This window comes from Streptacidiphilus sp. EB129, from assembly GCF_041262645.1.
Taxonomy (GTDB): domain Bacteria; phylum Actinomycetota; class Actinomycetes; order Streptomycetales; family Streptomycetaceae; genus Streptacidiphilus.
The window spans coordinates 41,480-61,574 of record NZ_JBGCCS010000023.1; the positions used below are offsets into that span (position 1 = coordinate 41,480).

At 72.6% G+C, this 20,095-nt stretch carries 14 protein-coding genes; 10 read left to right on the plus strand and 4 right to left on the minus strand.

The features are described 5' to 3' along the window. The first annotated feature begins 226 nt into the window (after nucleotides 1-226). The 6 genes from pdxH to fxsT all read left to right on the plus strand — a co-directional run bounded on the left by pdxH (nucleotide 227) and on the right by fxsT (nucleotide 10,393). Entirely contained in the window at nucleotides 227-904 is a 678-nt protein-coding gene (gene pdxH / locus ABH925_RS25375) for a pyridoxamine 5'-phosphate oxidase (protein WP_370151278.1), read from the plus strand. A gap of 353 nt (nucleotides 905-1,257) precedes the next feature. After that, entirely contained in the window at nucleotides 1,258-1,443 is a 186-nt protein-coding gene (locus ABH925_RS25380) for a hypothetical protein (RefSeq protein ID WP_370151205.1), read from the plus strand. Nucleotides 1,444-1,484: 41 nt separating this feature from the next. Continuing rightward, on the plus strand, nucleotides 1,485-3,968 hold the full coding sequence (locus ABH925_RS25385) for an FxsB family cyclophane-forming radical SAM/SPASM peptide maturase (RefSeq protein ID WP_370151207.1): 2,484 nt from the start codon (nucleotides 1,485-1,487) through the stop codon (nucleotides 3,966-3,968). A 19-nt stretch (nucleotides 3,969-3,987) separates the two neighbouring features. Next, a complete protein-coding gene (locus ABH925_RS25390; protein ID WP_370151208.1) occupies nucleotides 3,988-4,797 on the plus strand; it encodes an aminoglycoside N(3)-acetyltransferase in 810 nt (269 codons plus the stop codon). A gap of 185 nt (nucleotides 4,798-4,982) precedes the next feature. After that, a complete protein-coding gene (locus tag ABH925_RS25395) occupies nucleotides 4,983-6,431 on the plus strand; it encodes a TIR-like protein FxsC (protein WP_370151209.1) in 1,449 nt (482 codons plus the stop codon). After that, nucleotides 6,431-10,393 carry an FxSxx-COOH system tetratricopeptide repeat protein gene (fxsT, locus tag ABH925_RS25400; RefSeq protein ID WP_370151210.1) on the plus strand — a complete coding sequence of 1,321 codons (3,963 nt, stop codon included), beginning with the start codon at nucleotides 6,431-6,433 and terminating at the stop codon, nucleotides 10,391-10,393. The genes ABH925_RS25395 and fxsT overlap by 1 nt, the downstream gene beginning before the upstream one ends. A gap of 171 nt (nucleotides 10,394-10,564) precedes the next feature. Here fxsT and ABH925_RS25405 read toward each other — a convergent pair whose 3' ends face one another. Then, nucleotides 10,565-11,431 (minus strand): alpha/beta fold hydrolase, encoded by an 867-nt coding sequence (locus ABH925_RS25405; protein ID WP_370151211.1) that lies wholly within the window; start codon nucleotides 11,429-11,431, stop codon nucleotides 10,565-10,567. Between the two features lie 74 nt (nucleotides 11,432-11,505). Further along, nucleotides 11,506-12,423, minus strand: coding sequence for a DUF4231 domain-containing protein (locus tag ABH925_RS25410; RefSeq protein WP_370151212.1), 918 nt, complete (start codon nucleotides 12,421-12,423; stop codon nucleotides 11,506-11,508). A 612-nt stretch (nucleotides 12,424-13,035) separates the two neighbouring features. On the opposite strand from ABH925_RS25410, the gene ABH925_RS25415 reads away from it, so the two are divergent. Then, nucleotides 13,036-14,424 carry a PAS domain-containing protein gene (locus ABH925_RS25415; protein ID WP_370151213.1) on the plus strand — a complete coding sequence of 463 codons (1,389 nt, stop codon included), beginning with the start codon at nucleotides 13,036-13,038 and terminating at the stop codon, nucleotides 14,422-14,424. On the opposite strand, the gene ABH925_RS25420 is transcribed toward ABH925_RS25415, so the two are convergent. Beyond that, the gene (locus ABH925_RS25420) at nucleotides 14,412-15,161 is read right to left on the minus strand and encodes a sugar isomerase domain-containing protein (RefSeq protein ID WP_370151214.1); all 750 of its coding nucleotides are present in this window, start codon (nucleotides 15,159-15,161) and stop codon (nucleotides 14,412-14,414) included. The genes ABH925_RS25415 and ABH925_RS25420 overlap by 13 nt on opposite strands. Nucleotides 15,162-15,337: 176 nt before the next feature. On the opposite strand from ABH925_RS25420, the gene ABH925_RS25425 reads away from it, so the two are divergent. Next, nucleotides 15,338-16,030 carry a metal-dependent transcriptional regulator gene (locus tag ABH925_RS25425; protein WP_370151215.1) on the plus strand — a complete coding sequence of 231 codons (693 nt, stop codon included), beginning with the start codon at nucleotides 15,338-15,340 and terminating at the stop codon, nucleotides 16,028-16,030. A gap of 412 nt (nucleotides 16,031-16,442) precedes the next feature. Here ABH925_RS25425 and ABH925_RS25430 read toward each other — a convergent pair whose 3' ends face one another. Continuing rightward, nucleotides 16,443-17,153, minus strand: coding sequence for a bifunctional DNA primase/polymerase (locus ABH925_RS25430; RefSeq protein ID WP_370151216.1), 711 nt, complete (start codon nucleotides 17,151-17,153; stop codon nucleotides 16,443-16,445). A 251-nt stretch (nucleotides 17,154-17,404) separates the two neighbouring features. Between ABH925_RS25430 and ABH925_RS25435 the strand changes: the two genes are divergently transcribed. After that, the gene (locus tag ABH925_RS25435; RefSeq protein ID WP_370151217.1) at nucleotides 17,405-18,784 is read left to right on the plus strand and encodes a transcriptional regulator; all 1,380 of its coding nucleotides are present in this window, start codon (nucleotides 17,405-17,407) and stop codon (nucleotides 18,782-18,784) included. 276 nt (nucleotides 18,785-19,060) lie between these two features. Next, the gene (locus tag ABH925_RS25440; protein ID WP_370151218.1) at nucleotides 19,061-20,071 is read left to right on the plus strand and encodes a hypothetical protein; all 1,011 of its coding nucleotides are present in this window, start codon (nucleotides 19,061-19,063) and stop codon (nucleotides 20,069-20,071) included. Nucleotides 20,072-20,095: the final 24 nt, after the last annotated feature.

Below are 20,095 nucleotides of genomic sequence, written 5' to 3' on the forward strand. Positions count from 1 at the left end.
GTGTGCGGTGCGTCCACGCGGTTGCGCGGTGGTCTCGGTCTGGTGGCGTGCTGCGGCTGTAGGCGTCTGGCACGCAGTGTCAGGGTGGCAGGCACTGGGTGCATTGCGCCAGAGCCCGTGACGGTGATCCCTCGCACGGGCGCGCTCGACAGACTATCTCTTGATATCGAGATTTCGTACAGGTGACGAGAAGCCGGGGCCCCGGGCTCGGGGAGCGTGGTGGATGATGTTGGGCGTGCACTCTGCTGAACACGCCCACGACGTGGCGGCGATGCGCCGTCACTACCTCGCCGACGGGCTCGACGAGTCCGAACTGGCCGCCGATCCGGTCGCGCAGTTCAACCACTGGTTCGCGAACGCCGTCGCCTCGGGGATGGACGAGCCGAACGCGATGATCGTGTCCACAGTGAGCGCGGACGGCCGGCCCAGCTCCCGGACCGTCCTGCTCAAGGGCGTCGACCTGCGCGGTTTTGTCTTCTACACCAACTACGGCTCGCAGAAGGGCGTCGAACTGGACGCCAATCCCAAGGTCGCGCTGCTGTTCCCGTGGCACCCGCTGGCCCGCCAGGTGATCGTCACCGGCCGGGCCGAGCGGGTCGGCCGGGACGAGACCGCGGCCTACTTCCGCAGCCGCCCGCACGGCTCACAGCTGGGGGCCTGGGCCAGCGAGCAGTCCCGGACCGTGGCCTCGCGGGAGGAGCTGGAGCGGCGCTACGCCGAGCTGGAGGCGCGCTATCCGGAGGGGGAGGGCGTTCCGGTCCCGCCGTTCTGGGGCGGCTACCGGGTCGAGCCCGAGGGGGTGGAGTTCTGGCAGGGCCGGGAGAACCGGCTGCACGACCGGCTCCGCTACCGCCGCGACCCGGCCGCGGCGACCGGCTGGACGATCGAGCGACTCTTCCCCTGACCGTGCCTTACCCCCAACGAGTGACCGTGCCTTACTCCGACGGGGTGAAAAGCCGCCCCGGTCGGAGCCTCGCCCGAATGGCGCATTTTGGCTGGTCGGGGCAGGTATGCGTGATTCGTCACTGGTAACGGTATGGCCTGAAAACGAGCATAGAAGCCGACGTTGCCCTTATGCTTTGGTGTTGTCCTTATTGATTGACTCAGGTAGCCGTTACGCGCGCGCGTGGACTCCGCGTGGACCTCCAGGTTGCCTAGGGGGGACACCGAAAAAACGGACCAACCACCACGATCATCACGGACCCCGCCTGCGTCAGCTCGGAGCCCCGTGCTCCACCTACCCCGATTGGGTCCACGATGAACATCACCGCCCCCGAAATCTCCGAGTCGACGTCGGCGCCGACCGCGGCCGGTCCGCGACGGGTCCCACTCGGGCAGCTGGCCAAGCATTCTGAGGTGCTGTCAGTTTCACTCCGGGAGCGCGTGCTGCCGTCGACCGAGAAGGGGCGGGTCGAGGTCCTGTCGTTCCAGTCGTCGATCTGACCCCACTGCAGGCTGCTGGTGAGTCGTCGTTGAGGACGGTCATGGACAAACCGCGGGTGCCGTTTCGTCAATTCGTGGTGAAATTGCACAGCCGTTGTGATCTGGCATGTGATCACTGCTACGTGTACGAGCACGCCGACACGAGTTGGCGGGGCAAACCGAGGGCCGCCTCGGAGACCGTACTCCGGCGGACCGCGGAACGTATCGCGGAACATGCGAAGGCGCATCGGCTGAACGCGGTCCATGTGGTGCTGCACGGCGGCGAACCGCTTCTCGTCGGCCCGGTGGGAATTCGCCGGGCCGCCGAGATCCTCACGCGCGAGCTGTCGGATGTCTGTGCCCTGGACCTGCGCATTCATACCAACGGTGTGTTGCTGAGTGAACGTTTCCTCGATGTCTTCGACGCATTCGACATCAAGGTCGGCATTTCCCTGGACGGCGACCGGGTCGCGAACGACCGGCATCGGCGCTACGCGGACGGCCGCAGCAGCCATCACCAGGTGCTCGCGGCGATCGCGCTGCTGGACCGGCCGGAGTACCGGCATCTCTATGCCGGTCTGCTCTGCACCATCGACGTTCTCAATGATCCGGTCGCGGTCTACGACGCGCTGCTGGAACTGAATCCGCCGCGTATCGACTTCCTGCTGCCGCACGCGACCTGGGACCAGCCGCCGCCGCGTCCGGACGGACGGCCGTCCCCGTACGCGGACTGGCTGCTGACGATCTACGACCGCTGGCAGCGGCAGGGCCGCCCGGTTCCCGTACGCATGTTCGACTCGGTGCGCCGCACCCTGGACGGACTGAGCAGTCTGACCGAGTCGCTGGGTCTGGATCCGGCCGATCTGGTCGTGGTCGAGACGGACGGCACGCTGGAGCAGGCCGACTCGCTGAAGACGGCCTTCGACGGGGCCCCGGTCACCGGCTTCGACGTCTTCAAGGACTCCCTGGACGCCGCCGCCGGACACCCCGGCATGCTGGACCGCCAGCTCGGCCTGGCCGCGCTGAGCGGTCAGTGCCAGGCCTGCCCGGTGGTGCGCTCCTGCGGCGGCGGCCTGTACGCGCACCGCTACCGCACCGGCGCCGGCTTCAACAATCCGTCGGTGTTCTGCCCCGACCTGATGGCACTGATCACTGGAGTGGAGGCCCGGGTGGCCGCGGAGACCCGGCAGGCCGGCGGTGGTGGCGGCGCCGGCGCCGACCTGCTGACCGACGAGCAGCTCGGCGAGCTCGCGGCCGGCTACGGCGGCGCCGGGACGGTGCGGGCGATGGCCCGGGCGCAGCTGGAGCTGAACCGCAGGCTGCTGGCCCAGGTGTGGCAGCAGGCCGCCGGCGACCGCACCGTGACGGCCGCCTGGGAACTGCTCACCGGCCTGGACGAGACCGCCCCCGCCGCGGTCGACCAGGTCCTCGCCCATCCGTACACCCGGGCCTGGGCGGTGCGCTGCCTGAGCGGCGGGAGCGCCGACAGCGGCGGCATCGCCGAGGTGGCGGCGGCCGCCGCAGTGCGTGCCGCCCGGGCCGACGGCGACCGCACGTCCGGTGCGGCGGCCGGCGTGGTCGTCCCGGTGCGCGAGGGCGTGCTGCGGCTGCCCGGTCTCGGCCGGGTGCTGCTGCCGGGCTGCCGGGAGGCCCTGGTCGCCCCGACCGCGGACGGCTTCGCGGTCACCGCGGACGGTGCCACCCTGCGCTTCGACCGGCACCCCGGACCGGACCAGGACCCGCGCTGGCAGCCGCTGCGCCGGATCGAGGCGCCGAGCGGGCCGTTCGGGCCGTGGAGCGTCCTGCTGGAGGACACCGACCCGCAGCGTGACGCGCACCAGTGGCCGGTCGCGGCACGGCTCGACCCGTCCGAGGCCGGGGCCTGGGAGCGCGGCCTGGCCGGTGCCTGGGAGTTCGTCGGCACCGCGCTCCCAGGCTACGCCGAGGGCCTGGCCGCCGGGCTGGGCATGATCACGCCGCTGCGCCCGGCTCCCGGGGGCCGTGACATCAGCGCCGCCGGACGCAATGCCTTCGGCACCGTCGGCATCGCCCGCCCGGCCACCGCGGAGAGCCTGGCGTTGCTCGCGGTGCATGAGTTCCAGCACGTCAAGCTGGGTGCGGTGCTGGACTTCCACGATCTGTTCGACCCGCTGGACCAGCGGCTGTTCTACGCCCCCTGGCGGCCGGATCCGCGCCCCCTGGAGGGCCTCCTCCAGGGCACCTACGCGCATCTGGCCGTCAGCGAGTTCTGGCGGGCCCGGACCCGGGACCAGGGTCTGGACGAGGAGTCCGCGCGCCGCGCGCAGCTGGAGTTCGCCCGCTGGCGCGGGCACACCGCGGAGGCGGTGGAGACGCTGGCCGAATCCGGTTCGCTGACCACCCTGGGCGAGCGGTTCGCCCACGCGATGCGGGCCACGGTGGCACCCTGGTTGGACGAACCGGTCGAGAACTGGGCGGTCGTCGCCGCGCAGCGCTCGTCCGAGGAGACCCGGGCGCAGTTCCTGCGGACACGGCAGAGCGGGTCGATGGCGGGACTGGGTGGCTGACCGCGGGGAGGCGATGGTCGTGCGGCGAGAGGTCGCGACCGGGGCCGGACTGCTGGACGACCTGCTACGGCTCGGGGTGCGCCCCGGCGGCGTGCTCTTCGTCCAGTCCTCGCTGCGGGCGCTGGGCCCGGTGGCCGGCGGCGCGGCAACTGTGCTCGACGCCCTGCGCGGTGCGCTGGGCCCGGACGGCACCGTGGTCGGCTACGCCTCGACACCGGAGAACTCGGACACCTCGCGGGACTTCCTCGCCGCGACGGCGGGGATGGGACCGGCGGAGCTGCGGCGGTACCGGGACGCGATGCCGGGCTTCGACCCGGCCCGCACCCCCTGCTCGCCGACCATGGGCCGGCTCTCGGAGCAGATCAGGACCAGCCCGGGGGCACTGCGCAGCGCCCATCCGCAGACCTCCTTCACCGCGCTGGGGCCGCTGGCCGACAAGGTGGTGTCCGGGCATCCGCTGGAGTGCCACCTCGGCGAGGACTCCCCGCTCGGCCGGCTGTACGAACTGGGGGCGCAGGCGCTGCTGCTGGGGATTCCCGACTGGCTGTTCACCGGCTACCACCTGGCCGAGTACCGGGTCCCGTGGCGGGCGACCCGGCGCTACTCCTGCGTGGTCGCCGACGAGCACGGCGAACGCCACTGGGTCTCCTTCCGGGACCTGGACCTGGACGACCGGCACTTCCCCGCGCTGGGCGCCGCGGTCCGGGCGACCACGGCCTTCGGCGCCGGCCGGGTCGGCGCCGCGGAGGCGTTCCTGCTGCCGGTGGCCGAGGCGGTGGACGCGGCCATCCGCTGCCTGCCGGGTCTCCTTCATACTCCGTATACGTGAGGGTCTTGGCGACACTGCCGCAAGGGGTCACAATTGGGCCGAGTTACCGTCAGCTTCTCTGGCAGCAGGCATGGTTGACGGACAAACGGCTGCCGGGGTCGAATAGCCCGGCGGTGAAGGTCTTACCGCGGGGGACCGACCGCTTCCGGCACCGGAGGCGTCCGACCGCGGTGCGGGGGTGGCGAGTGACAGACGCGAGTGCATCGGGGCGTGGCGTCCAGCGGCCGCTCTTCTTTCTCAGCTACGCGCACATTCCGTCGTCCGGCGCCGATGACGAGGACCCCAACCTCTGGGTGCAGAAGTTCTTCCGCAAGCTCTGTGCGGAAATCATGCAGCTGACCGCGCTGCCCGCGGACCCTCCCGTCGGCTTCATGGACCGGGGTATGGAGTGGGGCGAGCGCTGGCCGCACCGGCTCTCCGAGGCGCTGTCCACCTGCCAGGTCTTCGTCCCGCTGTACTCGCCGCGCTACTTCCGCAGCGGCCCCTGCGGCCAGGAGTGGCACTGCTTCGCCTCGCGCGCGGTACGGGCCAGGGACGGGTCGGGATCCGCCACCGCGATCGTGCCGGTGACCTGGGTCCGCACCGCACTCGACACCATGCCGCCGGCGGCGCGCGAACTGCACTTCGCCCCCAACGAGTTCGGCCCCGCCTACGAGGACGAGGGCCTGCTGGCGCTGAGCAAACTGGGCCGGTTCAAGGACGACTACGACTGGGCCGTGCTGCGGCTGGCCCAGCGGATCATCGAGGTGGCCCGGCAGACCGAGACCGCCGAGGGCATCGTCGGCGACTTCATGGGGATGCCGAGCGCCTTCGCCCCGGCCCGGAAGCTGCGGATCTCGGTGCTGGCCTGCGAAAAGGGGCGGCTTCCGGTCGGCCGGTCGGCCGGTACCTACGGCGTCTCGCAGCTGGAGTGGGAGCCGTACCAGCAGCCGCACCGGCAGCCGCTGGTCCATCACGTCACGGCGGCGGCACGGCTGTTGAACTACGAGACCAGTGTGGACCTGTTCGAGGAGACCGCCGAGGAGCTGCTGCGTCCGCCGGGGGCGGGGGCGGCCGAGCCGAGTGCCCCGGGGCTGCTGCTGCTGGACCGGTGGGCGCTGCTCGACCCGGCCCGGCGGGAGCTGGTGCGCCGCTTCGACGAGAGCAATCCCAGCTGGGTCAGCGTCATGGAGCCCTGGGCCCAGGACGATCCGGAGAATCTGGCGAAGAACGGTGAACTGCACGAGCTGAGCCAGCAGACCCTGCGCAACAAGCACGAGGGGCGGCCGAGCCTGCGGGCGGCTTTCGGCGGGCTCGCCTCGCTGCACGAGTTCGACCGCGAACTTCCGTGGGCCGCGCAGCGGGCGATGGCCGGATTCGAGGAGAGCCGTCCGATGCGGGACACGACCCTGGGCGGTCGGCCCCGGCCCACGATGCGGCCCGCGATCACCGGCCCGAGCGTGCCCCGGCCGTCGGCCAGGGACGACCGGGTCCGCGGCCCGGCCCCGTCCCACGGTCCGTCTCCCGGACGGGATCCGGTGACCCGGCGGGACCCGGCCTTCGGCACGGACCACCTGTTCGGAACGCACCAGCAGTCCGACACGGAGCACCACCAAGGCAGCAGTGGCGAGGCGGACCCGGTGGAGGGGAACTGATGACGGACGACCGGACCATGGCGGAGCGGCTGGCGGCGCGTTCCGCAGAGGAGGACCGGGGTGGCGAGATCATCACCTTCTACTCCTACAAGGGCGGTACCGGGCGCACCATGGCCCTGGCGAACACCGCCTGGATCCTGGCTGCCAACGGCTTCCGCGTGCTCACCGTCGACTGGGACCTGGAGGCGCCGGGCCTGGCCCGGTTCTTCCACCCCTTCCTCGACCCCGCCGACCTGGCCTCCACCACCGGGGTGATCGACCTGATCCTGGAGTACCGGGAGGAGGCCATCCGGGGCCTGGACCGGGCGCCCGGCTGGCACAAGGAGTTCGCCCGGGTCGGGCCGCACACCATCTCGCTGGTGTGGCCCAGCTTCCGCACCGGCGGCAGCCTGGACTTCCTGTCCGCCGGGCTGAGCAACACCGACTACTCCACCACCGTCGCCAGCATCAACTGGGACCGTTTCTACGAGGAGCTGAACGGCGGGCGGTTCTTCGAGGCGATGCGTGACGACATGCGCCGCCACTACGACTACATCCTCATCGACAGCCGCACCGGCCTGTCCGACATCGCCGACATCTGCACCGTGGAGATGCCGGACACGCTGGTGGTCTGCTTCACCCTGAGCGGCCAGAGCATCGAGGGCGCCTCGGCCATCTCCCAGCACATCGCCGACACCTACCGGGACCGCAACATCCGGGTGCTGCCGGTGCCGATGCGGATCGACGACTTCGAGAAGGAGAAGGCCGACGCCGGCCGGGCGCTGGCCAGGAGCCGCTTCAGCGGGCTGCCGGCCGGCCTGGAGGACGGACCGCTGGCCCAGTACTGGGGCTCGGTGGAGATCCCCTATCGGCCGTTCTACGCCTATGAGGAGATCCTGGCGACCTTCGGCGACGAGCCCGGGTCACCCACCTCCATGCTGGCCGCCTGCGAGCGGCTGACCGCGGCGATCACCAAGGACCGGGTGAGCAGCCTGCCGCCGATCCCGGAGGACATCCGGCTGCGCTGCCTGGACTCCTTCACCCGGCGCCGGCCCACCGTCCCGGCCGACCTGTTCCTGTCCTTCGCGCCGGAGGACCGGATGTGGGCGGACTGGGTCGAGGCGGTGCTGACCCGGGCCGGGATCAGGGTGGTCCCCCGCGAGGTCGGCGCCGACCCGCGCACCGAGGCGGAGCAGGGCCTGGACTCCGCCGCCCGTACCGTCGCGTTGCTGTCGCCGGCGTACGTGCGGTCCCCGCAGGCACAGACCGTGTGGAACTCGATCCTCGGATCCGACCCGGTCGGCAGCCGCCGCGAGCTGATCCCGGTACGGGTCGGCGACGTCCGGCTCACCGCGCCGTTCAGCAACCGCAACTCGGTGGACCTGGTCCGGCTGGAGGAGCAGCAGGCCGCGGCCGCGCTGCTGCGGGCGCTGGGCCGGACCGACCCGCTGCCGCAGCTGGTGCCCGGCGAGGGCCCCCGGTTCCCGGCGACCCGTCCGGCGATCTGGAACGTGCGGCTGCGCAACCCCGCCTTCACCGGCCGCGCCGGGGTGCTGGAGCGGCTGCGCGACCAGCTGCGCGGCGGCACCTCGGCCACCGTGGTGCTGCCCACCCCGCAGACCCTGTACGGGCTCGGCGGCGTCGGCAAGACCCAGGTCGCGCTGGAGTACGCGCACCGCTTCATGGCCGACTACGACATGGTCTGGTGGATCGAGGCCGAGCAGCCGGACCAGGTCGCGCTGTCCCTGGCCGAGCTGGCCCGCCGGCTGGAGCTGCAGGTCGGCGACAACGTCGCCGAGGCCGCCGAGGCAGCCAGGGAGGCGCTGCGGATGGGCAGCAAGGTGGACCGCTGGCTGCTGGTCTTCGACAACGCCGACGACCCGACCACCATCGCCCGCTACTTCCCCGGCGGTCCCGGGCACGTCCTGGTGACCTCCCGGAACCCGGCCTGGTCGGCCCAGGCCGAGCCGCTCGAAGTGGACGTCTTCACCCGCGGCGAGAGCATCGAGCACCTGTGCCGCCGGGCCCAGGGCCTCAGTCGGCAGGACGCCGACCGGGTCGCCGAGGCCGTCGGCGACCTGCCGCTGGCCGTCGAGATCGCCGCCGCCTGGCTGGAGACCACCGGCACCCCGGTCGCCGCCTACGTCGCCGAACTGCAGCGGGCCGCCCCGCAGGCACTGGCGGTCACCCAGGTCGACGAGTACCCGCAGGTCTTCGGCGCCACCTGGAACGTCTCGATCCGGCGGCTGCGCGAGACGTCCCCGGCGGCCGCCCGGCTGCTCCAGCTGTGCGCGTTCTTCTCCGCCGACCCGATCTCGATGAGCCTGTTCTACAGCGACCAGATGATCAGAACGCTGGTGGAGTACGACCCGGACCTGCAGGACAAGTTCATGCTGGGCAAGGTCATCCAGGCCATCGGCCGCTACGGTCTGGCCAAGGTCGACGCCGGCAGCAACAGCTTCCAGGTGCACCGGATGGTGCAGGCGGTGATCCGCTCCGAGCTGAACCCGCAGCAGCAGGAGACCGCGATGCACGAGGTGCACCGCATCCTGGTCGGGGCCCGTCCGCTGGTCGACGACATGGACGACCCGGAGAACTGGCCCCCGTTCGAACGGATCTGGCCGCACCTGGGCCCGTCCAGGGCCGAGGAGTGCGACGAGCCCGACACCCGGCAGCTGCTCATCGACCGGGTCCGCTACCTGTGGAAGCGCGGTGAGCTGGCAGCCGGCGAGGAGCTCGGCCGCCGGCTCCACGACACCTGGATCACCAAGCTCGGCGAGCGCGACCGGCAGACCCTGCTGCTGCGCTTCCAGCTGGCCAACGTGCTGCGTACGCAGGGGCGGTTCGAGGAGGCGCTGGCCTACGACCAGGACACCCTGGAGCGTCAGCAGGAGGTGCACACCCCGGACCACCCGTACACGCTGATGACGGCGGGCAGCCTGGGCGCCGACCTGCGCGCGCTGGGACGCTTCCAGGAGGCGCTGGACCTGGACCGGGACACCTACCGCAAGTTCGAGGAGCTGTTCGGCGCGGACCACCCGCGGACCATGGCCATCGCGCACAACCTGGCCATCGACTACCGCTTCACCGGCCGCTACGAGCGCGCCAGGGACCTGGACCGGGAGACCCTGGACCGGCGTATCGCGGTCCTCGGCCCGCGCCACCCGTACACGCTCACCACCAAGGCGGCGCTGGCCGAGGACCTGCGCTCGCTGGGCGACTTCAACGGCTCGGTGGAACTGCTGCGGGAGTTCCAGGTGGAGTACACCGCCGTGCCGGTGATGGACCTGCCGACACTGCGCTACGCCAAGAGCCTCGCGGTCGCCCTGCGCAAGGCCGGCCACCAGGGCGAGGCCCGGCAGCTCACCAAGGAGACCTACGAGCGCTACCTGGAGCGCTACGGCGAGAACTTCCCCGACGCGCTGGCCTGTGCGCTCAACCTGGCCGCCGACTACAGCGCCTCCGGCGACAAGGAGGCCGCCAGGGACGGCGCCCAGGAGGTCTACCAGGGCTACCTGGACTCACTCGGCCCGCGTCACCCGTTCACCCTGGCCTGCGCCAACAACCTCGCCATCTACCTGCGCGGCAGCGAGGCGGTGCCGGAGGCGGTGGCGCTGGGCGAGCACACCCTGGCGCTGATGAAGGAGGTCGTCGGCGCCCGGCATCCGTACGTCCTCAACACCATGGTGAACCTGGCCAACGCGCTGGGGGACGCCGGGGACACCGAGCGCTCGGAGTCGCTGCTGCGCACCGCGATCTCGGTGCTCACCGAGCGCTACGGCGCCCAGCACCCGGACACCGTGGTCGCCACCGCCAACCTGGCCTGCACCCTGCGCGAGGGCGGACAGCGCGAGGTGGCCCAGGAACTGCGGGCCTCGGCCCTGGTCGAGATGGTCCGCCAGCTGGGTGAGGAGCATCCGGTCACCAAGAGCTGCCGAGGCTGGCAGCGGATCAACCGCGACCTGGAACTGCAGCCGGTGTAGCGGTCCGGCTGCCGCCGCCGGTCGCCGCGGCCTGCGGCGGCAACCCGTCCGGTCTACCGCACGCGGCAGGGCACATGCCGGGGGCTTCCCCTGCATGTGCCCTGCCGTGCGCCGGGCTCCGCCCCCCGACCGTGCCCTGCCGCATGCCGGGGCGCCGCCGTGCGCGGTGCCTCAGCGGGCGGCCCAGCGCAGGACCGTGGGCAGGATCCGCAGCACCGCGAAGTGCGCTGCGCCCGGCTGCTCCCACAGCAGCGCGTTGGGGATCCGCTCGGCCAGCCAGTGCGAGTGCGCCACCGGCGCGAACGGGTCGTCCTGGCCGTGCCAGAGCAGCACCGGCGCCCGGATGTCGCCCAGGTCGAAGCCCCAGCGGGTGGTGAACGCCAGCGCGTCGTCGATCCAGCCCCCGGCGTCGTGCCGCAGCGCCTCGCTGAAGTTCAGCTCCAGCATCCGGCGTACCGCGGGTTCGGCGACGGTCCTGCGGTCGGCCGGGGTGAGCTCCGGCCGCAGGTCCGTGATCAGCCGGTACGGGTCGGTCCTGACGTCGCGGAAGCGCAGCTTCAGGCTGGCCGCGATGCGGGTCCGGCCCTCCTGCGGGGTGTCGTAGACCCGGACGTTGGAGCCGGCCATGCCGTCGTACCAGTCCAGCCCGGGCGCGTCCCTGGGGGCCAGACTGATCAGCGCGGCAGCCCGGCTGACCTGGTCCGGCAGCAGCGCCGCGCAGGCCAGCGCGTGCGGGGCGCCCCCGGACCGGCCGACCACGCCGTAGCGGGTCAGCCCCAGTTCGGCCGCGACGGCGGCCACGTCGGCCGCCGCGTCGGCGACCCGCCGCCCCGGACGGCGGTCGGAGCCGCCGTAGCCGGGCCGGTCGAAGGTGATCAGGTGGATGCCCAGCCGGTGCAGCACCGACCCGCGCGGAGCCTGACCGAGCCTGCTGCCGGGTGTTCCGTGCAGCAGGAAGACCGGCCTGCCGTAGGGGTCGCCCACGGTCTCCACCGCGATCGACCGGCCGTCGGAGGCCTTCACCACTCGCGCCGTCAATGCGTCCCCGTTCCCTTGCTGCGACTCTCGGAAAGACCGGCATCGGAAGTTCGGAGTGCATGCCCCTGACGGGCTCAGACCCGGCGGTCCCGGCGGGCCCGCCAGATGGTGTGCTCGCGCGAGACCGCGTCCTCGGCGTCCCGCGAGAGCCGCGACCAGCTCTCCTCCGCATTGGGGAGATTGGGGTCGAGGCGCCCCAACTGCACCTCGATCATGTCGAGTTCGGTTCCGGCCAGGCGGTACGCCGAGGCGAGCGGGCCGAACTGCTTGAGCTGGGTCCACGCGGTCACCGAGGCGGCCATGGTGGTGAACAGGCCGAGGAAGTGCAGCGAGAAGACGTCGAAGATCTGCAGCAGCGCGAAGCCGATGCCGACGATGATCGAGGCGACCGCGATCAGCTGCCATTTGGCGGTCTCGTTGTCGCAGGCGTCGGCGCGGGTCTGGTACCAGGTCCGCTGGGCCCTGACCCGGTCCTGGAGGTACAGGTCGCGGCGCACGGCCAGCGGCGCGGCCCGGAGCCGGCGCATCTCCCTGGTGATCTCCGGCTTGCTGCCGGACGGGATCACCGGGCTGTCCCGGAAGGCCTGGAACACCTCCGCCATCTGCGAGGTGTAGGCCTCGTCGGCGCTCGCCGACTCCGCCTCGCCCGCGAACGGGCGGGCCCGGACCACGTACTTCCAGGCCAGGGTCTTGACCGACTCGGCCGCCGCCCGGCCCTCGTACCAGCGCGCCTGGGGCCGTTCGGCGCGCAGCCGGTCCCAGAAGTACCAGGCGCCGACGAAGGCCAGCAGCGACAGCACCGGGGACAGGTTCAGGCCCTTGGCGTGGATGTTGGGGATGCCCACGGCCGCCGCGATCAGCAGCATGGTGATCTGGCCGACGTACCAGCGGATCGACTGGCCCTGGCCGTCGAGGGAGGCCCGGTCCGCAGCCCAGAAGGGCTCGGGGAGAAGTTCTCTCTCCCGGTGCCCCGGCGGATATTGACGAACCATCGGCTCCCCCTTGTGTCGCCCAGCACTGCTGCATGTCAGTGTGACGTCGGCGGGGCCGTGGAGCCAAGGGTGCGATGCGGTGGGCACGAAGGATTGGCCACTTCGGAACGGACTGGCCACTTCGGAACAGATCAGAACAGAGAAGAGGAGGACAGCCCCCGGGCCTGCTCCCGTCCGTGTGGACGGGCGCCGGAGGACGGCCGGCGAGCCCGGGGACTGGGTGACTGCTGTGGATTGCCCCGCCGCTCGACACGCTCAGCGGGTCGGGCTGCTAGGAAGCAGCCACCTCACGGGTCCCAGAAGTACTCAACTCTGGATCACCTCCTTTCGGTGTGCCGTCACTGTAGGCAGGCCCCGCGGACCGGTGCAACGGATTTACCGCCGGGATTTCCGGGGTGGATTACCCCTCGGATTCGTGCCCCCGGGCGCGGCGGCGGGGATAGCGCGGACGCGGGCGGTGGCGGGCCCCTTCTACTCCAGATCCGCACGGTCGGGGGACATTTGGTGGAAACGGGTGTACACGGCGGGTCGGGCGAGTTGAATGGCGGGCGAGCTTCGGTGAAGCCCCAACGGACCGCGCCCGGATCGGAAGCAGCGGGGAGGTGTCTCCACGTGAACGTCGACGCATCGACGAGCGGCACGGACGCGGACGCGCGCCTGCTGTCCGCCCTGCTGGACGGCATGGAGGTCGGTCTCGCCGCGATGGACCGCGACGGGGTGATCACGCACTGGAACCGCGAGGCCGTCCGGATGCTCGGCTGGACCGCCGACGAGGCGGTCGGGCGGACCGGCCTGGAGGGCTGGGCGCTGCGCACCGGCGATGTCGACGCGGTCCGGGGGCAGTTGCTGTCCGGCGAGGGCGCGGTACCGCGGGTGCACGAGTTCGCCCTGGTCACCCGGGACGGGCGACGGGTGCTGGTACGGGCGCAGGTGCACCGGGTCCAGGCCGCCGACGGACGGTCGCTGGGCCTGTACTTCGCCTTCTCCGAGGCCGGCGCGCAGGTGGAGCTGGAGCGCTCGCTGGGCCTGGCCGAGGCGCTGATGGACGAGGCCCCCACCGGCGTGGTGCTGGTCGACGCGGATCTGCGCCCGGCCGCCGTGGGCGACTCGGCCGCCCGTCGGCTGGACTGCGAGCGCGGCGCGCTGCTGGGCCACCCGCTGGGGGAGGTGCTGGGCGACGGCGTGCAGGAGCTGGAGGCCGCCCTGCAGCACGTACTGGCCACCGGCAGACCGCTGAGCGGGGTCAAGCTGTGGGCGGCGCTGCGCTCCGACCCGGGCCGGCGGCGCTGCTGGCGCAGCGAGTTCGTCCGGCTCGGCTCGCCGCTCGGCGAGGAGCCGGTGCCGCTGGGCGTGGCCTGGTTCTTCGAGGACGTCACCGCGCACGAGCAGGCCGAGCAGGAGGGCACGGTGCTGCGGTTCCGGGCCACCCAGCTGCGCCGTGCCGGGCAGGCGGCGGCCGAGTGTGAGGACCCGATGGAGGGGGCGGTCGGGTACCTGGACTTCGTCCTGGCCGGCTTCGCCGACCACGCGCTGCTGGACGTGCTGGCCCCGCCCGATTCGGCCGCGCCCGGCGGCCTGGTGCGTGCGGCGGTGTCCCCGATCGGCGCGCTGGGCCGGGAGCCGGCGCTGGAGCCGACCGGCATCCCGGCCCGCTACGGCGAGGTCCACCCTGCCGTGCGGGCGCTGGAGCGGGCCGGGACGGTGACGGTGTCCGCCGAGGTCAGCCAGGTCGTACCGGTGGGCCAGGCCGGTCCGGTCGGCGCGGCGCGCGGCCCGGTCGGCTGGGCCGAGCTGCGGCACTGGCCCGCCGGGACGGTGCACGGGCTCTGTACGGCGCTGCGCAGCCGGGGCCGTACGGTCGGTGTGATCAGCTTCCTGCGCGGCTCCGGGCGGCAGCGCTTCGACCGGGCCGACATCGCCTACGCCGAGGACATCGCCGCCCGGGTGGCCTCCGCCGTGGATCTGGCGGAGGCCCGCAAGCAGGCGCTTCAGAAGGCGTAGAAGATCCGGTCCCGGTGGTCGGCCATCAGCTTGGCGTTCCAGTCCATGCCGCCGTCGACGTTGCCGGAGCGGAACAGCGGCGGGGTGAGCCCCTGGGCGGCCAGCTTGCCCACGGCGGTGGCGACGACGGCCTGCATCAGCGCGATCGTGGTGATGCTGGACACCGGTCCGAAGGTGGTGTCCGCGCCGTCGGTGGTCAGCTCGCCGTCGCCGACCGCGATCTTGTTGTCCAGCACGATGTCGCACTGGTCCTTCAGGTAGGTCCCGGACGGGTGCCGCGAGGACACCGCCGCCGGGTAGGCCAGCGAGGTGAGGCCGACCACCGTCAGCCCGCGCTCGCGGGCGTGCATCGCCAGTTCCACCGGCATGGTCTGCCGGCCCGACAGCGAGATCACGAAGAGCAGGTCGCCGCTGCGCGCGGGACTGGCGTCCAGCGTCGCGGTGGCCAGCCCGGAAACCCGTTCCAGCGAGCTGCCCAGGTGCGCGGGGACCACGTCCACACCGGTCACCCCGGGCACCGCCAGCAGGTTCATCAGCACCAGCCCGCCGGCCCGGTAGACCACGTCCTGGGCCGCGAGCGAGGAGTGCCCGGCGCCGAAGGTGAAGATCCGGCCGCCGTCGCGCACCGTTCGCGCGAGCGCCTCGGCCGCCCGTTCCACGCCCTCGGCCTCCTCGTCGCGGACCTTCTGCAACAGGGAGATCGCTGCGTCGAAGTACCGTCCGGCAAGATCACTCATCGTTCGCTGCGCCCGCTTTCGTCGAGGAGGTCCGTCCGAGGCACCGTGGAGCCTTCGACGGAGCTCTGTCAACCGTCCCTCCGGTCGGTCTGGCCGGTCTGGCCGGTTTGTCGGCGCGATGCGCAAGAATTGGGACTGCGACAACGACAGCCCACGAGGAACGGAGCCCGCGGCCGATGTCAGGGCATCTGATCGACACGACTGAGATGTATCTCCGCACCATCTTCGAGCTGGAGGAGGAGGGTGTCGTCCCCATGCGCGCCCGGATCGCGGAGCGCCTGGAGCAGAGCGGACCGACGGTCAGCCAGACCGTGGCCCGAATGGAGCGGGACGGCCTGGTCCAGGTGGCCGACGACCGCCATCTGGAACTCACCGAGGGCGGGCGGAAGCTGGCCACCCGGGTGATGCGCAAGCACCGCATCGCCGAGTGCCTGCTGGTCGACGTCATCGGCCTGGAGTGGGAGCAGGTGCACGCCGAGGCGTGCCGCTGGGAGCACGTGATGAGCGAGGCCGTGGAGCGCCGCGTGCTGGAGCTGCTGCGGCACCCCACCCAGTCCCCGTACGGGAACCCGATCCCCGGCCTGGAGGAGCTCGGGGAGACCCCGGTGGACGGGGCGGACGCGGAGACGCTGGTCACCCTGGACATGCTGGCGCCGGGTGCCGAGGGCAAGAGCGTGGTGATCCGCCGGATCGGCGAGCCGATCCAGACGGACGCCCAGCTGATGTACACGCTGCGCCGGGCCGGGGTGCAGCCGGGCGCGGTGGTCAGTGTCACCGAGGCGCCCGGCGGGGTCCTGGTGAGCAGCGGCGGCGAGGCCGCCGAACTGGACAAGGAGATCGCCGCCCACGTGTTCGTCGCCCGCGCCTAGCCGGCGGCCGGCCCACGCCTGGTCCGCGCCCAGCCGGCGCCCGCCCGGCGACGGAGCCGGCGGCCGGTGAAGCGAGGAGGGCCTCGGCTCTTTTCCCCGAGCGCCGAGACCCTCCGCTTCCCCCACCGTCCCGCCCCTGTGTCCCCCCGCCCGGCTTCCCCTCCGGGCCCGTCCCCCTGCCCCCAGCTGTCCTGCCGCCGCTCCCTTCGTGCCGCCGACCCTTACGACCGGATTTCTCCCCTCGGCAGCTCCCGGCAATCCTTGAGCGCTGTCACTCGAACGTGGGGCTTTTCCACTCTCCAGGGTGGGTATCCTTACTCTCCGTACTCGCGACAGCACTGTGCCCCGGCTCCGAGGGGAGGAGCCGGGGCACAGCAGTACGGGGGACGGCGACGCCTACCGGCGGCGACAGCTACTGCATCTGCATCGGCAGCGGCGCCTCGCGGCCGCAGGCGTAGGCGATGGGGTTGATCAGCTCGGTCGCCTCGGGGAGCCAGCGGTTCATCGTGGTGGGTTCGCGGGCCCACTGGGCGTAGCCGTAGCCGCCGATCCGGGTGGGCGGCGCGACGATCCAGTCGCCCTCGCCGTGGCCGACCAGGTCGAGCCGGCCGGGGCCCCAGCCGAGCCGCCGCAGCAGCTCCGGCAGCTTGGGCAGCGAGCCCGGCAGCACCAGGAAGACCAGCCGGCGGCCCTGGCCGACGCTGCCGCCGGCCGATCCGCCGCCGGGGACCGCCAGCACCGGGCCGAGCTGCAGGCCCATCCGCTCCATCCGAGCCAGCGCCAGGCAGCCGGCGATCTCGGGGACGTCGATCGCGTCGAACGCGCGCCCGGTCGGCAGCAGGATCGAGGCCAGCGGGTTCTCGCTCCACCAGCGGCGCACCACGCCGGGGCCGGCGCTGGCCTTGCGGGCCCAGTCGCGGGTGACCGGGTGCGCGCCCGGCGCGGGGCAGAGCGGTTCGCCGCAGGAACAGCGCGGCGGGCCCTCGTCCTCGATCAGCCAGCTGCCGGCGGCCACCTCCCAGTGGCGTTCCTCCGCGTAGCGGACCGCTGCGTCGATCAGCGGGTCGCGGGTACCGTCCGTCGGGACGGAAGTCTGCCGAGTGGCTCCCAGGGTGTCTTCCACGACCTGCACAACTGGCGGGGACGGAGCGGGTTACGGGCGACGCCACGAAAGTGATCGCCGGGTGGCCGACACGGGGGCGCGTCGGTGCACGGACGGGGCGCACATGTGGTCACCCCCGGTACAACGGGTATCACCCTGCGGAGACAGCTCGCTACCCTGGCCTGCACGCTTCATTGCCCGCCGCGCGGGGAATGCTGTGGACCTGTCGGAGTGACCACCACGCCTGTAGGGCACGAGGGGGAGGCACGTTCATGGCCGCCAGACCACTGGTCGCACGACAGCCCAACGAGCGGCTCCAGTCGCTGATCCAGGAGGCCGGCTGCTCCAACGCCGGGCTGGCGCGCCGGGTGAACCTCTGCGGCGCCGAGCACGCCCTCGACCTGCGCTACGACAAGACCTCGGTGGCCCGCTGGCTGCGCGGCCAGCAGCCGCGCGGGCAGGCGCCGGCCGTCATCGCCGAGGCCATCGGCCGCAAGCTCGGACGGTCCGTCAGCGTCGAGGAGATCGGCATGGCGGACGGCAAGAACCTCTCCTCCAGCGTCGGCCTGCACTTCTCGGCGACCCTGTCCGGAGCGGTCGAGCAGGCCTGCGAGTTGTGGCGCAGCGACGTCGGCCGACGGGACTTCCTGACCGGGGCCTCGGTCGCCGCCTCCGCCCTGGTGGAACCCAGCCGCGACTGGCTGATCAGCGGCCCGGACCAGCAGGTGGCCCGCAACGGCGGGCCGCGGGTGGGTCAGGCGGACGTCGAGGCGGTCCGGGCCACCACGCAGATGCTGGTGGACCTCGACCACCGGTTCGGCAGCGGACACGTCCGCCCGGTGGTCGTGCACTACCTCAACAGCGTGGTCTCCGGCCTGCTGGCCGGCTCCTACCGCGAGGACACCGGCCGCGCGCTGTTCGCGGCGGTGGCCCGACTGACCGAGCTGGCCGGGTACATGGCCATCGACACGGGCCAGCCGGGACTGGCCCAGCGGTACTACATCCAGGCGCTGAGGCTGGCTCAGGCCGCCGGGGACCGCGCCTACGGGGGCTATGTGCTGGCGTCCTCGATGAGCCATCTCGCGGCGGCGCTGGGCAACCCCCGGGAGATCGCCCAACTGGCCCGCGCCGCCCAGGAGGGCGCCCGGGCCACGGCCACGCCCACCGCGATGGCGATGTTCTACGTCGCCGAGGCCCGGGGCCACGCGCTGCTGGGCGACGCGCGGTCCTGCGAGGTGGTGGCGGGCCGGGCGGTGGAGTCGATGGAGCACAGCCGCCCGGACGAGGACCCGGACTGGATCAGCCACTTCGACGGCGCCTACCTGGCGGACGAACTCGCGCACTGCCACCGGGACCTGGACCAGCCCCGGCAGGGCGCGCGGCGCGCCGAGGAGGCGCTGCGCGGGCACCCGGAGACGCGGGTGCGCCGGCGCGCGGTGGATCTCGTGCTGCTGGCGACGGCTCAACTCCAGCTGCGGGACCTGGAGCAGGCGTGCGAGACGGGTCTGCGCGCGGTGGACCTGATGTCGGGCCTGCGCTCGGCGCGCGGCGCGGAGTACCTCGACGACTTCCGCCGGCGGCTGGAGCCGTACCGGGACCAGCGTGCGGTACGGGAGTTCCAGGCCCGGACCCTGGCCGAGGTGGCCGCCTGAGCCCGGCCCCGGCAGGCCGGTCTGGCGGGTCAGCCGGGGACGGCCTGCACCGGCTCCGGCCGGCAGCTGTCAATGGGGCGTGCACATGGCCACCCGCGCGGGTGAACGGGTAGCGTGGTCGGTCGAGTCGACAAGTGTCTCCGGCAAGTGGTCCCACATCGTGTGGGGGCAGGGCCGCCGGCCCGCCGGGCGAAGTGAGGAATCACGTTGAACCATCGCCGCCCCAGCTCTGATGAGTTGACCCCTGAGGACCTCTTCAGACCCGAACCGCCAGTCGTGGGCGGGCAGCCCGAGTACTACGGCAACGCGCCGGCGACCCAGGCGATGCCGCCGCAGGGCGCGCCGGAGGCGTCGACGCAGTTCCTGCCGCCGTTCCCGGCGGCCCCGGGGCCGCAGCAGCCGCCCGGACAGCAGCCGCCCACGCAGGCCCTCACCCAGCCGATGCAGCAGCCGGGATTCGGCGGCGGCTACCAGGCCCCGCCCCCGCAGGGTTTCGGGGCGCCGCAGCCGGGACAGCCGGCGTACGGCCAGGCGCAGCAGGGTCAGTACGGCCAGACCCAGTTCCAGCAGCCCCAGCCCCAGGGCTACGGGTACCCGCCCGGCGGCGGGTACCAGCCGGAGCCGGAGTACGACTACCCGGAGCAGGGCCGGTCCCGCCGGTTCAGCCCGCGCGCCATCGCGCTCGCGGTGGTCGGCGGCTGCGTCGTGCTCGGCATCGGCATGGCCGCCGCCCTCAGCGGCGGCGGCAGCGCCGCGCCCGCCGCGGCGCACTCCACCGGCAGCGCCGGGGCGCAGTCCTCGGCGAGCGCGGCCAACCCCTCGGCGTCCTCCGGCGGGGCCTCCTCGGAGGCGCAGGCCCTGTCCAGCCTGCTGGCCACCGCCTCCAACAGCCGTGGCGCGGTGATCGGCGCGGTCTCCGACATCGAGCACTGCCAGAACCTGGACCAGGCGCAGCAGAACCTCACCGCCGCGGCCACCACCCGCCAGCAGCTGATCACCGAGCTGGGCGGGCTGCAGACGGACCAGGTGAGCAGCGGCGCGGAGCTGGTCTCGGCGCTGCAGGCGGGCTGGACCGCGTCGGCCGCCGCCGACACCCACTACGCGGCCTGGGCCGCCGCGTCCAAGGGCAGCTGCGGCCAGAAGCACAAGCCGCAGAGCGGCGGCGAGAAGAAGGCCGGCGACGCCGCCAGCGGCGAGGCCAGCGCCGCGAAGGCGAAGGCCTCCCGGCTGTGGAACGCGGTCGCCGCGGCCGACGGCCTCCCCAAGCGCTCCGCCGGCCAGCTCTAGCCGGCGGCACCGGGGCCGCCGAAG